Annotated in this window: 3 protein-coding genes; all 3 read right to left on the reverse strand. The window is 61.5% G+C overall.

Features of this window, described 5'->3' with window-relative positions; translation table 11 throughout:
- Positions 1-16: 16 nt before the first annotated feature.
- The 3 genes from AC1DKY_RS12535 to AC1DKY_RS12545 all read right to left on the reverse strand — a co-directional run bounded on the left by AC1DKY_RS12535 (position 17) and on the right by AC1DKY_RS12545 (position 15,404).
- Positions 17-4,486 carry an RHS repeat-associated core domain-containing protein gene (locus AC1DKY_RS12535; RefSeq protein WP_441603655.1) on the reverse strand — a complete coding sequence of 1,490 codons (4,470 nt, stop codon included), beginning with the start codon at positions 4,484-4,486 and terminating at the stop codon, positions 17-19.
- 314 nt (positions 4,487-4,800) lie between these two features.
- A complete protein-coding gene (locus AC1DKY_RS12540; RefSeq protein ID WP_441603656.1) occupies positions 4,801-5,142 on the reverse strand; it encodes a DUF6966 domain-containing protein in 342 nt (113 codons plus the stop codon).
- Entirely contained in the window at positions 5,139-15,404 is a 10,266-nt protein-coding gene (locus tag AC1DKY_RS12545) for a two-partner secretion domain-containing protein (protein WP_441603657.1), read from the reverse strand. The genes AC1DKY_RS12540 and AC1DKY_RS12545 overlap by 4 nt, the downstream gene beginning before the upstream one ends.
- Between the last annotated feature and the right edge of the window lie 36 nt (positions 15,405-15,440).

Consider the following 15,440-nt stretch of genomic DNA (forward strand, 5'->3'; position numbering starts at 1 on the left):
TTGGTCTCGAGAAAAGTCAGTTCCCATTATTGGGATTAAATGGCACGCCAGGCCCGCGAACACCATCAGTCCAATCGTGCGTATGCGGCACTCCTTGGCCATGATCATGGTCGTAGTCCACGTCAAAAAGCGGCTTCCCGTCCGGGCCATATGTGCGCTGCTGACCGCTCCCTGGATTCGTGTAGGTTGTTCCCGGCGCTCCGGTATTTGGAGTCTTAGACGGACGTTGCGCTGATGGAGCGCGGCATCCTTCCATCGCTTTCCCGCGCAACACTTCTTCCAAGCGCTCAACGTCAGCTCGCGTGTAGTTTGCTTCTTTTCGTGAGGCGACGGAGTCTTCGAAGTCCGGGTCATACTGCCGAACACGATTGAGCGTTTCCCGGTAATTGGCGCCTTGGAGTGGCCCGGCCAGATCGACAGGTTCGAGTAAGTCACGCTCGTTCTCTGCCTGCAATCCCTGCGAATCCACGAAGCTCAGCGGATTGCTACCTACATAGGCATACAAGCTCGGTCCTGCAGCTAACCCAGACGGATCGGGCTGGTCGTATCCACCAATGGCCGGCTCGTAGTCGCGGTAACCATTGTGGACAAGGCCGCTTTCCACATCGTAGTACTGGCCGGGGAATCGCAGGTTATAGGCGAAGCCCCCTGAAGTCGTCGGCTGCTGCTCGCCAAACGCATTCCCTTGATACGCCAGCTGCCAGATGGAAGCGCCTGTCGCGTCCGTGACCACTCTGGGCGTACTCAGTCCATCAGCATGCACATAGCTCACCACGCTGACGCCGCCCGCCGTATCCACCACGGCAACCGGCAAGGCGCCCAGCCAAATGTAGTCGCGCAAAGCGCTGCCGTACTCGCCAAGTAGCTGACTCGATTCGTCGTACGAAAAACGCTGGCTGCCAGCTGCAGGGAAGGTCGCCACCTTCGCAGTACGCTGCCCGAGTGAATTGTACGTATACGTGCCTACAGTGCTGCCATCGCGTTGCACTACCGTCATGCGGTTACGGCCGTCATAGCCGTAGCCGAATGTGCTGCCGCCGGTGACGCTACCCGTGGTGTTGCCGTTCGCGTCATAAGCGCGCGAGGCGTTGCCGATGCTGGCCAGGTGATGCGTGCCGGCTTGATAGGTGTAGACACCCGTCGCGAGGCCGCTAGCGGTCTTGCTCAGGCGGTCGCCGGTCTTGCTATAGGTGTACGCCTCTTCCACGTTGCCGTTGCCGTCGGTCAATCTGGTAAGGCGATACAGCGGGTCATAGCTGTAGCTCTCCACGGCCGGATTGGCGCCCGGTGCATTACCCAGGGCCGTGATATTGCCCATCGCATCGCGCGCGAAGTGCAAGTTGAGCGCCTGACTCACCACGTCGGTGAGCGCGTAGTTGGCGTCATAGGTGCGTGTGATGGTCTGACCATTGCCCAGCGTGTAGCTGGCGATAGGCCCGAAGGGCAGGTAACTGATGGCCGTGACCACATTGCCCGCCCCCGCGCCGCTGGTGCCCGGAGGCAGAGCGGTGACGCCGTTAATCCGCCCAGCAGCATCGCGGCTGTACTGAATGGATGTGCCCGACGGCGTCAGCGTGCTGGCCACGCGGTCGGCCAGGGTGTAGCCGTAGGCGGTGATGTCGGTGCCCGTGCCTTGCATCTGGCTCTTGCGCGTGACGTTGCCATGCGCGTCATAGCAGTAGACCGTGGTGACGGCGGTTTCGACGATGCGGGTGAGGCGACCGGTCGGGTACGAGGCCGTGCAGCCGGTGACGCTGTTGGGCTCGTCGTAGCCGTAGGCGACGTTGAGCGTGCCATCGGCATAGGTGGTGGCGGTGCGACGGTTGAGCGCGTCATAGGTGCTGTTGCTCACTACGCCCTTGGCGTCCGTGCGCTGCGTGACATTGCCCGCTGCATCGTAGACGTACGTGGTGCCGCCCGTATCGGGACTCTGCACGCCAGTCGCGTTGCCCAGGCCATCGTAGCTGTAGGTGGTGTTGAGCCCATCCGGATCGCCCACGCCTTCCAGGCGATCATTGGCGTCGTAGGCAAACACGCTCTGCGTGTTCTGCGTGGCGGTGTCGGTGCCGTTGTAGTTGTCGATGGTGCTGATCAGGCGGTTCAGCCCGTCATAACCCTGTTTGCGCTGGACGCCGAGCGCATCGGCGGTGTGCACCAGGTTGCCGTTGGCGTCGTAGCTGTCGCTATAGGTGGCGTTGAACACGGCATGGCTCAGCCCGTCCGTCACCTTGGTGAGCTGGCCCAGGGTGTTGTACGTACGCGATAGCGTGCGACGTACCGTGCCGCTGGGATCAAACGTCTGCTCCTGCGTCTTGTTGCCCGCCGCATCCAACGTGTAGTGGATGCGATCGCCCAAGGCATCGGTGATGTCGGTGAGGCGATGCGCGGCGTCGTAGGTGTAACTCACCTTGACTCCGTCGGCATCCGTGATCGAGGCCACCGAGCCGTAGGGCGTGTAGCCGATGGTGGTTACGGCGTCGCCGGAGGAGGGCGTTCCATTGCTGTTGGCACGCACCGTCCGCGTCAGTAGCCAGCCTCGGGGGCTATAGGTGAGATCCGTGATCACGCCATTGGCGTCGGCCTGGCGCACCACACGGCCGCTCTTGTCGTAGGCCACATAGGTTGTGACCTGACCCAGCGCGTTGGTGACCTGATAGAGATCACCGACATGGTGGCAAGCGCCGCCTTGCGTACCGCAGCCGGATTCATCCGTGCCGAGGTAGTAGCTGTAGTTAGTGATGTCGGAGACATCGGTGCGTGGGCCATCAACACTCAGCAGCAGACCGACGAGCGGGCACTGCGTTGTGTTGACGGCGGTGCAGTAGGTATAGCGCGATTGGCGCACGCCGGCAGGGGCATTGGCACTGCTGCCGCAGGCGTATCCCAGGCCTCCGGCGACCGTGGGGTCCGCTTCGCAACGTGCGCTCGCCTGACCGGCGTTGTTGTAGACCCATGCACCGTAGGCAACGGTGTTGCCGTTGTTGTCCAAGACGGTTCTGGTGAGCGGGACGCGCTGTGCGGTGTCCCAGGTGAAGTTGGTGGTGCGCTGAGTGGGCTGGCCCCTCGCGTCAATCTGCTGGGTCAACAATGCGGCGTTGCTATAGGTGGTCGCCGTGGTATACCCGTTGAAGTCAACGTAGCTGGCTGGATTGCTGTTCGTATCGTAGGTGCGTGTCTTCCAGGGCTGGCCGCACGACGTCCCGCAGGACTGGCTGACGGAGCCCACTTGAACGGCATTGTTCGCGGCCGCGAAGTTTATTGTTGTCGAACCGCCCAAAGCGTACTGCACGGTGGACGAGCCATCGGCGTTGTAAGTAACGCTGGTGGCATTGACGTTACCCGCTAGATACGTCGATATGGCCCGGCCGGTCGAATCAAACGCAGTGGTCAAGAACCGCGTAGAGGCCTCATCCACCAGGCCGGTCATGGCGGACGTAGGGGTTCCACCGTTCGTTAGATTGGATTCGTTATATACGTAAGTGCGAATGGAGTTGTCGGGATACTGCACTGACTGCAAGTTGCCGACTCTGTCGTACGCGTATGTCAGTGTTCCGCTATCGGGAAGCGTGACCTGATGGAGGTGATAGCCGACGTCATATGTGAACTTGAGTTGCCGCCCCTTAGGGTCCGTTACCGTCAGCAAAAGCCCTGACGCAGGAGCGACCGTCGTCGGAGTCTGCGACGTGCTGTACGTCAGGTTGATGCCATTGCCGGTCCTGTCGACGGCCGATTGAAGCAGACCGTTCGCATCATATGCCTCAACGTGGCCAAGTGCAGCGAGGAAAACCGTGTATCCAATGGGGTTGCCTTGACCGTCATCGATCTCGGCGAGCGTATCCGCGCTATCGAAACCAGTATTCCATTGCCCGTTCGTCTTAGTAAAGAACTCTTGTGTACCATCGGGACGAAGCACCACGATATCGGTAGCCGGTGTGCCAGAGATATCCAGAGAACGATCAAAACTATGACGCCACTGCAGACCCATCGCTGCCGATGCAACAACGTTGTAGCTATTGTAAAAGCGTCGAAAAGTGAGCCATTGATCGCTGCTGTAATCTTCTTCTTGCAGATACGCGTTGCCCGAGAATGTGTTTATGGGGTCGCCCGCCATCGGCGTTCCGCTGGAAGGCTTTCCACCTCCGGAGTCACCCTCACTGCAATGGCAACCCGTGCTATTACCTAAACTCTTGACGGCGGTTTGAAAATCATCTTGGGGAGAACCGCAGTTATAGAACCAGCCTCCCAAGATGGTGCCGCTGGGGGCGTATAGCACCCATTGACATCGGGAGATGACATTTCGGCAATACGTTCCGTAATACTGATAGAAATTAAAGTAAGAAATGTCGTACACGCACCCGGCGTACGCTTGGGACTCCGTCGATCCGTTGTTCTGGACTTGAGCATGTACGGGTGTCGGAGCCGTAGCGAGGGAAAACGCCAGCCCAAAGAGCACCAGCAGCCAGAAAGCCGTGCGACGAAAAAACATGGATTCCCCTGGAAACGCGATCGCACGCTTGCGATCAATAGGATAGCCTTGTAGCAGAGGCGTATCGTGGATTCCAGAAAACTAGCGTGATGTGTGTCACGTCAACGCAGGCAATACTCCAGACGACAGATCAGAGTACGCCCTACACCTACAACGAACGTCCGACTGTTTCGTTGTTTATAACGTAGCGACTCAGTCAGTCGAACATCATCTGTTCAGCCGATTTGATGTCGGAAATTGTCCCTGGCACCTTTTTGGAAATTGTCCCTGGCGCCTTTTTGTTCAGGCGTGGACGGGACAATCTTAAGTTATATCTACTTTGTTCGAACAACGAGAGCGACCGCCTGGTTGAATGTGCTCGCACGCAGTCGATCAAATTGATCAGCCCACGGAAACGAAGCATAGCGACCTGTGGCAGGATCGTAGCGTGCCGGAAAATAGTCATTAAATGAACCCATTCCCGCATATACAGATCTGATTGACGATGATAATGCAGCGAGATCCCGTTCATTCCAGCCGTTTATTGACAGATCAATTGCTTCGTCCAAACTCATCTTAAAGTGGCGTACCCAGCCGCAAGACGAGTCTCGTTCCAACAGGGAAACCATCTCTCGCAAGCTGTCGATCAAAAGCCTAATTTGCTCTTCTCTCGTCATTGCAAAGGTCCTATTGGCGTAAAGGTGCCAATGCTTCTTCCATTTGGAATGAATATTTGGATGTTGTAATTGTTGCCGAGATAGGCTCCACCCTGCGACCCGACCGGCCCATAGTAGTAAACCGTTCCGACCGGAAAGTCTGCGGTGATTACGCTGTTCATCGGCGACCGTCCCGTTAACGCTCCCGTTTTCATATTCGTCCAATTTGGCAACACGGCATTGTCAATACGCGCCTGGGTCACGCTCGTCGGAGGGAAGAAGTTAAAGTACGATCCACCGGCATTGGCTGCATCTCCGGCTTTATAAAGTACACCGTCCGTTGCCTCGATTACTCCAACGTTATAGCGCCCGCCAGCAAATGTTCCAGCAGCCTCATTCGACAGCGGCCCGGGATTCATTGCATCAAACATATAACCTGTATTGCCTGTGGCGCTGGCTGCTTCTCCCTCGACCTTTGCAGTTGCCGGAACTCGCGCGCCGTAGAGAAATACCTCGCCCGGGAACGCGACCGGCGTCACCTCTCCCGATCCTGTAGGTGCCTTGTAATCGACGTCGCAGCCGCCGCAGGCGAGCAACGAGAAGATCTCTTTCACGACTCCGTCGACTACTGGATTGCCATAGCGAAGTATGGGGGTTGCTTGATAATTGGCCTCTTTGTAAGCCTCGTAGCTGGTGGCTACGTCTTTGGTCATCAGAGCGCCCGCACCGGCCAGTTGACTACCATTAAAACCGTAATATGCGCCCGTGCTATAGGCCTTGGCTTCACTCATTGCATTCAGGCATGCATTCCCAGAAGGGTTGTTCGTACAGGTCTCGACCATTGCGGTATTTTGTTGATCAGATTGCTTATTTGCGTCAGCGACGGCCTGCTGACAAGCAGCTGATGCACCGCCGCCCTTGCAAGCTTTATTGAGTGCATCCACCTGCTGATGCGTTAGATAGTTGTATTGCGTACCATCCAGCGCCGTAGCCGCACCTGCACCACCGCCCGCCACGGCGCCGATGGCCACGCTTCCAGCCTGCAACATCGTGGCAAATTCCGCTGATTTGGGGTCATAGCCCTGATCGACGAGGTACTGCGCCATGCCGTTGATCGCGAGTTGATTAGCAGCTGCGCCCGCCGCACCACCGATCACATCACCGCCGCCCAACGCAGCCACGCCGGCACCCACAACACCATGCAGTACGGTGCGCTCCGTACTGCCTTCGGGCCAGCCCATCTTTCCGGCGATGTCGCCCGCAGCACGGAAACCGACGGCCCCCGCAACCTGACCCATCTCCTGCTGCTCTTGCGCCTTCTGCAAATCGAAGATGGGTTTAAGCCCTTGCTGATCCAGCGTTGTGTTGCGATCCAAACCGCTCAGATCGGTCTCGCCGTTACGCGTGATGATGGTGCCGCTAGCGATGCTGGCCTTGGTGATGCTGTGGCTGTCGTCCCCTTGCGGTATACCAATGTTCGGGGCGACGCCCTTAGGGCCGCCCGCCGCACCACCCGTGCCGCCGGCAACACCAAAGCTGCTCGCGCTGTAGTCCGCCTTGTTCTCGATGTTGGCAAAGGTCAGGCTGCCGGTGTCGAGCAGATTCTTGGCTGGATCGGCCGTGCTGGCGATCACACCGCCGTTGAGGTCGGTATTGCCTTTGACGCGGATGGTGTAGCCACTATCGCCTGCCCCGATGCCGCTGACGGTGGTCACGCTGGCGTAGTGGCTATCGACATCGCTCTGGTTGTAACTGCCGCTGACACTCCCGCCGTAGCCGACCACGACCTTGGCGCTGGCCTGCTGTTGCTTGCTAGCGTAGTCGTTGGTGTCTTGTTCGCTGCGGATGTTCAGATTGCCGCCGATATCGGCCAGCACGGAATTGCCCTTGGCTTGGGCGCCTTGGATGGTGGTGTCGCCGCCGCTGACTAGCGAGAGGGTGTTCTTCGCATCCACGCTGGTGTTGGCGTGTGTGGTGCCGTTACCGTGGGCATCGCCCTTACCAGCCGATGCCTGGGCGTAGAAGCCTATGCCATCCGTGCCGATCTGCACGCCCACGCCGCCGCTGGCGTTCTTGTTCTCGCTTTTGAGCGTGTGATCTTCGGCTAGGCTGAGTAGGTTGATGTTGTTGGCGGCTGCCAGGGCGACGTTGTCACCGCTGATCTGGCTGCCGATCACGTTGAGATCACCGCCGGTGGCGGCAATCAAGACATTGCCGTTGCTCTTGATGGTGCTGCCGTAAGCGGTTTCGTCGTGCGAGGTGGTGGCGGCTTTGGCGCTGCTGCCACCGATACCCAGTTGGAGGTTGACGCCGCTCGCCGAGGCGGCGTCTTTGGCGCTGCCGGCATTGGCCATCGCCGCGACGCCGGGCGCGGCGTCGCTGACCGCATAGCCGGCCTGGGCGGCGTATAGCGCTTTGAGGCGATCGTCCTTGACTTCGCTCCCGCGACGCACAGAGGCATACGCGCCTTGGGCCGCTGAGACGCCGCCGCGGCCCAGACTCAAGGTAAGGCCGCTACTGCTTTGCTTCTGGGTTTGTGTCACGTCCATCGTCCCCATCGCCGCATCGATAGTGACGTTCTTGCCCACGATGGCGGTGCCGGTGTGGCTTAGAACGGTGGCGTTAGTAAGGTGCACGTTGTTGCCGCCACTCATCGTCACACTGCCGCCAATACTCCCGACCGTGGTGCCTTCGGGCGTGGTCTGGGTGATGGTGGCCGTTTCGCTCTGCTTGGCTTGACCCACCATCACGCCCACGCCGGCACCCATCAGGCCGTTCTTGGTTTTGCTGACGCTATGCTCTTCGGTGTGGGTGTCGGTTGCGGTGTTGAGCGTGAGGTTGTTGCCCGCGGCCATCACGATGTCGTGATCGGCGACGATTTGCGCGGCGGTGGCCGTCAGGTCGTGGCCGGCGGCCATGGTCACGCTGTTACCGCTGACCGTGGTGCCGATGGCGTAGCTATCGCTGACCGCATCGTGCGTGCCTGTACTGCTGTTGGAGATGACGTTACCGCTGGTCTTCTTGGTATCGGTGACGCTGCTGTGGGTTTCCTGCGCAGTGTTGAGCGTGAGATCGTTGTTGGCCATCAGGCCGATGGCGCCGTTGGTACTGCTGATGGTGGCCGCAGTAGCGGTGAGGTCGTGGCCTGCGGTGGCGACGACGCCGTTGGTGCCGCTCAGCGTGGTGCCACGCACGCTCTCGTCGTAGGTCGCAGTCTTGGTGACGGTACGGCCCGAGGTGCTGATGCTGGTCACGCTTTGGCTGTCGGTGACCGTGTTGAGGTGGATGTCGTTGCCTGCCGCCACACCCAGCTGGTTGCCGGCGTTGAGCTGCGCGCTATAGCTGGTGAGGTCGTTGTCGGCGACTAGCGCCAAGTTGCCGCCCGCGCTGATGCCGGTGACGTTGTGGGTGAGGTTTTCCTGGACGGTTTGGCTGCTTTGCGTGCGGGTCGTATGGCCGGTGGCATCCAGGGTGATGTTGTTGCCAGCGACGAGTTGGGCATTGCCGCCCGCGCGTATCGTGCTGGCCGTGGCGGTCAGATCGCGACCGGCGACCAGGCTGAGATTGCCATTGGCCTGGATGGGTACCGCGCCTGTGGTGAGATCGCGACCGGCGACGAGCGCCATATCGCTCGCGCTGGTGACGGCGCCCGTATTGATCAGGTCACGTCCCGCCATCACGCTTACGGCACCGCCGCTGAGCGTGCCCGCATTGATCGTGTCGTTGCGCGTGGCAATGGCCAGCGTGCCCGCGCTCTTCAATGTGCTCGTGTTGATCAAGGTGTCGGCACTGATGGCGGTGCCTTGCGTGCCGGTGATGGTGCCATCGTTACGCACCGTCCCGGACGATCGGATGTTTACCGTGTTGCCGGCCATCAGAGCGCCGTCGCTGTGCATGGCATCACTGGTGGCCTTAGACAGATAGACCACCGGCACCAGTACATGCTCGCCGTTCACTACCTGATCGACCAGCCACACGATGTCCGAAGACAGTGCACCAATCTGGGCGGTGGTGAGCGGGGCGCCCAACTGCAAACCAAGACGCGCGGCTTCGTCCGCCGCATCGTTCATCAGGGCGGTGTATTGCGACAGGCCGTCGCCGCCGTTAAGCGTTTTACGGCCGGTCAATTGGAGGATCTGGTCGAGCACCAGATTTTGTTCGTAGTAGCCATCGCCCAGACGCTTGTGGATGCTGCCAGGGTCATCGCCCAAGGCGCGCAGCAGGTAGTCGGAGCTTGTCACCGGGCCATGCGCGAAGCGCGGCGCGGTGGTGACCAGGAAGGGCGCGCCGGGGTCTCCGTTTTGGCTGTATATGCCGTTGGCCGGGGGCACCAGGTTGGGTAGCGCCTGCGTTGCGTTGCCGACGGTTTGTGCAGCGGCGTTGTACGTGTTGCCGCCGCCATGGACGGTGTCACCGGACGCGCCGGTCACGCGATCGACTGTGCCCGCTCCGGCGCCGTGGACGTCATGGAGTGAGTTGCTCTCGGGTCCGGAGACGTCAGTGGGAGTAATGGCGTCACCGGTCTTGCCGCGACCAACGGCCGTGTTGGTGATCGGGCCACCGTTGATGGTCAGGTCGCCGCCCGCGGTGATCGATGCTTTCAAGCCATCGCCAGCGGCGTAGGTGATCCAGCCGGGTACGCTGCCGGGTTGGAGCAATACGGTTTGCGAACTGGTGGTGGTGTCGTAGGTCCACCACGCGCCCAGGAGCCACGTGCGAGGGTTATGGACGAGGTATTGCGATTGAACTTGGTCGTCTACGGTGGTTTGTATGAGTCCCGTCGGCACCCAGTTGATGTTTTGCACACTATCGGTACTCGCGACACCGTCCTGCCCATTGATGGCGAGGTTGCGGCCCGCGGCGATCGAGGAGGCGTTGTTGAGGACGGCGCCATCCAGCGCCATGTCGCCACCGGAAAGCACGCGGCTTTCCGCACTTGCAGCGGTGACGGTGGTCACCGATAGCAGTGTGTCGGTGGTCGTGCTCTGGTAGGTGGCCGGAGCGCCCGTATGGTTTCCTTGCTGAAAGAAGACGCAGCGGTCGTTGGATGCCTCGTTGGCACTGCAATAGGCTTGCGCTTTTGCAATTTGAGCAGCGCTGACGATTTGGCCCGGATCGATGTTGGGCACTTGATGCGCGGCCAGCGGATCGTCGTAGACGTACATGGGCGCCGTGACGGTCTGCACATTGGTGGTCTGCTCGGCCGGTGAGAGCGTGAACGTATTCGTTTCGATCACACGGCGCGCGTTGGCAAACTGCTGCGAACTCAGCACCAGATTGCCACGCGCTTCGATGTCGCCTGAGAGATTGGTCACCGACTGCGTGCGTGCGCCGCTGTCGCTACCGGCGATGATCAGATCGCCTTGCGAGTAGAGCGTGGCATCGCGGTTGAGTAGCGTATCTGTGATGTAGAGCGACAGATTATCGACCGCGGCGATGAGGCCACTTTGGTAAGCCGCGTTGTCGGTGGTTTGACCGAGGTCCGCGCCATTGGTGAGCGTGGCAGCGTCCACGCGCAAGGTGTTGCCTGTGATATCCCCGGTGTTGGTGACGTCGTGAGCTTTCAGCGTAAGGTTGTCGCCCTGAAGCGAGGCACCTGTCTGATTGTCGATGGAGTCGGTGGCCACGATGTGGACCACGCCGTTGCCAGACTCGTTGCTGGCGTTGATGACGCCACCGGCCAGATTGACGAGGCGGGCGGCGCTGAGGTCCAACTCGCCTGCAGTCTGCAGCGTGCCTTGATTAGTCAGCGTGCCGGCCACGGTTAGGCTGAGGATGCCGTCGCTTTCCAGGCGCTGGCTGACGAGGTGCGTGTAGTCACCGGTGAAGTTCGCATCGAGTAGGTCACTACCATACAGGCGACCCAGGCCATTGAGGTTTGCCAGCGTGGCATGGACGGCGGAGCCGTCGACCTCGCCACCGTCGTTGGTTAGCGTTGGTGTGGTCAGCCAGATCGTGTTGGCCTGGATGCGCCCATTGCTATTGGTGATCGTGGCAAGATCAAGCCACGTCGTATCGCCGGCACCCAGTTTGCCGCCGGTGTTGTCGAGCGTAGCGCTGCCATTCTGGTAGCTGAGCTTGCGCGTGGCGTAGGCAGTGCCACCGTTGTTGTTCAATGTACCGACGGCGTCGAGATTAAGGTCACGCTGCGCGACTAGCGTGCCGCGGCTGCTGTTGTCGATACTGGCGGCCGTAACCGTGGCATCACCACCCCGGTCGCCGATCGTGCCACCTCGATTGTCGATGGCGCTGTTGACGATGATTCGTAAGGCCGCATCGGCGCTGCCACTGTTGCCAGCAAGAATTTGCCCGCCCACATTGGCGATGGCGCCGGCACCAATGGCGGCGGCGTCCGTGGCACCCATGCTGCCGCCGCTGTTGTCGAGCGTGCCCAACGCATTGATCGTGAGCGCATGGTTGGTCTGGAGCACACCGCCATTACGGTTGAGCAGGTCACCATCCGTGCTGACATTCAGGTCGTGGCGCGCGAAGGTCGTGCCGCCGCTGTTGTCGAAGCTGCCTGCATGCAGGTTTGCTGCACCTTCGGCGCCTATCCGGCCGCCAAGCATGTTGGTCAGGCCCTGGCTCAGCGTGAGGGAGAGAGCGCCGCTGTCACCCCGCTGGTTGACCTGGCCGCCAGTGTTGTCCAGCGTCATGCCGGTGATGTTGACCGCGCCGGTGCCATCAAGCACACCACGCACATTGGTGAGTGTGTCGCCTTGGATGGAAAGGGCATCGCGCGCCTGGACTTGGCCCTGCCTGTTGTCGACGGTGGCGGCATCGAGCGTAACGCGCTGTCCGTACAGACCGGTCGGTGATGCGGCAGGATCGATGGTCAGCGTGTCGCGATTGAGCAGGTTCTGCGCGTGCACGTCGAGATCGCCGCCCGCCACCATGAGGCCGCCCGTGTTGTCGATCGTGCCGGCGACGTGGGCCGCAATGGCTTGTTGCGCTTGAATCGTGCCGCTGTGGTTGCCTAGTGCACCAGCGGTCAGGTCGAGCGCACCATTGGTCTGGAGCGCACCGCGCTCATTAGTGAGCTGGCCATCTACGGTGACATGGAACATATCCGCGCTAAAGGCTTGGATCTTCCCGTCGGAGTTATCGAGCGCACCGGCATGCAGCGTGGTGGCGCCCGTCGTGCCGAGGGTGCCGCGGGTGTTGTCGAACAGCCCGGCGACCCGCAGGTACGAAGCGTCAGCACCTGCGGCAGTGAGCTGCCCGTTTCGATTGGTCAGTGCGCCTGCGTCAAGGGCAAGCGCGCCATTGCCGACGATCGTGCCGCTGGTGTTGTCCAGCGTGTTGTGGACGTGGAGCATCAGCGGATCGGTGCCCAGCGCTTGCAGGCTGCCGCCTGCGGTGGTGAGCGAACCCGTGTCGATGGCGATGGACTGCGCGTAAGTGGTGCCATCGCGCAGGTTGGTGGTGTTGCCCGTGAGGGTCAGTGCGCCGTTGCTGGCGATGCTGCCGTTCTGGCCGTTGAGCGTGGCGGCGGCAATCGTTAGCGCGCCATCGCCGGCGTGGGCGATCGTGCCCTGGGTGTTGTCGAGCGTGGACGCAGTGACGGTAAGGTTGCCATCGCTGGTCAGCACGCCGTGTGCACTGTTATCCAACAAGCCATCTGCGGTGATCGTAAGCGGCGACGCGGAGCTAGTCCCCTCTTGGGACGCAGCGGCCGCCTGGATGGTGCCGCCCTGATTGAGTAACGCGCCCGCACGCACGGTGGTGGCACCCATGCTGGCCAGCTTGCCGCCCGAGTTGGTGAAAGTGTGGGCGATGGTGAGCTGCGTGGCGTCCGAGCCCGCCGCGCTGAGTGTGCCCCGCGTGTTGTCGAGGGCACCGGCCTGAATCGTCAGCGCGCCATTGGTGGCGACCTTGCCGTCGGTGTTATCCCAGGCGCTGTTGGCGCGCACAACCATGGCGCCATTGCCAATGGCTTGTAGCGTGCCACCGGCCGTGGTGAGCACGCCGGTATCGATGGCCACTGCCTGCGCGTAAGTGGTGCCGTTGCGCAGGTCTGTCGTCGTGCCGCTGAGGGCAAGTGTGCCATTGGTGGCGAGCGTGCCGCCTTGGCCGTTTAAGGTGGTCGCGGCGATGGCCAGCGTGCCGGCCGCGCGACCTTGAGTGGTGCCGGCCTGTTGGATGGTGCCGCCGGTATTGCCCAGGGTCGTGGCCGAGATGGCGAGATCGCCATTGGTTTCGATGGCGCCTTTGTCGCTGTTGTCCAATGTGCCTTCGACGTGCAGCGTGTTGCTTGCTTCGCCGGCCGTGGCGATGACACCGCCGCGGTTGTCGAGGTTGGCGGCGTGAAGCGTCAGTTGCGTGGCGCTCAGCGTGGCACCCTGATGATCCACTGTGCCTACACTGACGGTAGCGGCACCACTGGTAACGACGGTTCCGCCAGCGCCGTGCCAGTCGCCGGTGGTCAGCGCGAGGCCGTCGCTACCGGCATGGTTGATCGTGCCGTGCTCATTGATCAGCGTGCCGCTGTTCAAGGTGAACTGCGTGGCGTTGGTGGCCAGTGTGCCGTTGGTGTTGTCCAACAGGCCGGCGACACTCAACGTCATCGGTGCGCTGTCGGCCATCGTCAGCGTGCCGCTGCGGTTGGAGAGGGCTTGTGCGTCCATGGCCACGGCGCTGGCAAAGTTCAATTTGCCTGCGTCGTTGTTGATCTGATTCGCATGGATGGTGGAGGTGCCATCGATCAGCAACGTGCCGCCCTGGTTGCTCAGGTTGCCGCCAGTGAGCGTCAGCTGGCGCAGTTCCAATTGGCCGCCATCGTTCGACAGGCCTGTACTGCTGTCGAGATCAAAGCCGGCCGCGGCGCTGATGCGGCCGCCGTCGTTGTCGAGCAGGCCGCTGATGTGCAGGATGCCGTCGGCCAGCGGGATGATGGGTGTGGCGGGTGCAGTGCTTCCGCCAGACACCGTGCCACCGCCGCTGTCGCTTGCGCTCCCACCACCGCCCGACCCTCCACTTTGGCCGGCGGTCGAGCCAGATGCGCCCGTCGAGCCACCCGCAGCCGATTCCGCCGCACCGATACGACCGCCGTTGCGGTTGGAGAGGGCGCCCGCGTCCAGCGTCATGCCTTGCGAGCCCGTTTGGGCGATCGTGCCACCCACATTGCGCAGCGAAACGGCATCGACGGCGAGTCGCGCGGCATTCATGGTGCCGCTGCTGTTGTCGACGTCGGCCGGCGTGGTGAGTGCGAGTTCGCGCGCCGCGCTGAGGGTGCCCGTATTGGTGACACCGCCTGTGGCACTGATCTGCGTGTTGCCCTGCGACTGCAGGCTGCCGCTGTTCTCCAGACGGCCATCAATGGTGACGACCAGGTCACCGGCGCTGGCACCAATGCTGCCGGCGTTGCGCGCACCGACACCGTTCTCGGTACCCAGCAGGACGATCTTGTTCGCGTACATGCCGCCCAACGCGCTCACATCCAGCGCCAGCGTGGGCTTCTCGCCAGTTCCCGTGATAGCGGTGACTTGGGACTGGTCCGCGTTCACTTGATTGCTGCCGGTCGTTACCTGCAGCTGCGGCGACCAGATGCCACCATTCACTTGCACGGCACGCGCGATGATGTCGGTGTAATCCGCGCGCGTCGCGTCCAGGCCGTTGGGGCCGATCTGGACAGCGCCGCCGGTGACGCGATAGCCATCCAGTGCACCGCCGTTGAGTTCTGGCGTACCCGTGGTCAGCGTGAAACGGTTGGCGTTGATCACCCCGCAGCCATCGCAACTGATGCCGGCCGGGTTGGCGATGATCACCTGCGCGCGATCGCCGGCCACTTCAAGGTAGCCATTGAGCGCACTCGGATTGGAGCCGCTAACTTCGTTGAGGATGACCTTGGCCGTGCCTGTGGCGAGCCAAGGATTGCCCGCCACGGTGCCGGCAAGCTGCGTGGTCGTGTTGGTGCGCGAGTTGTTGAGCACCACGCCGGCAGAGTCCACGCTGAAATCGCTATACGTGTTGCGGCTCACGCCGGCCTTGCTGGGTGTGGTGATATTGATCAGCGGCGCCGCGCCGGATGAACCCAGCACCGTGGGGCGCTGATTGCCCGGTGCATTCGGGTCGGTGACGATCTGTCCGGCCGTCGCCAGGGAGGCGAAGCCGATCCAGCCGAACGCGACCCACAGACTCAGACTGACCGGTCGCACTGTGGCGGTCGTCATCGAGGCATCGTTGGCCGATGCACCGCCTCCTGGCCTGCGCACCAATTCCGACACGACCTGGAATAGACCCAAGGCGTGGTTGTAGACGATGCGATAGAGGTGCTTGTTCATCCGTGAGGTCCTTCAAAGCGATGCGGCAGGCGGGCA

The organism is Dyella sp. 01N448 (assembly GCF_056399225.1).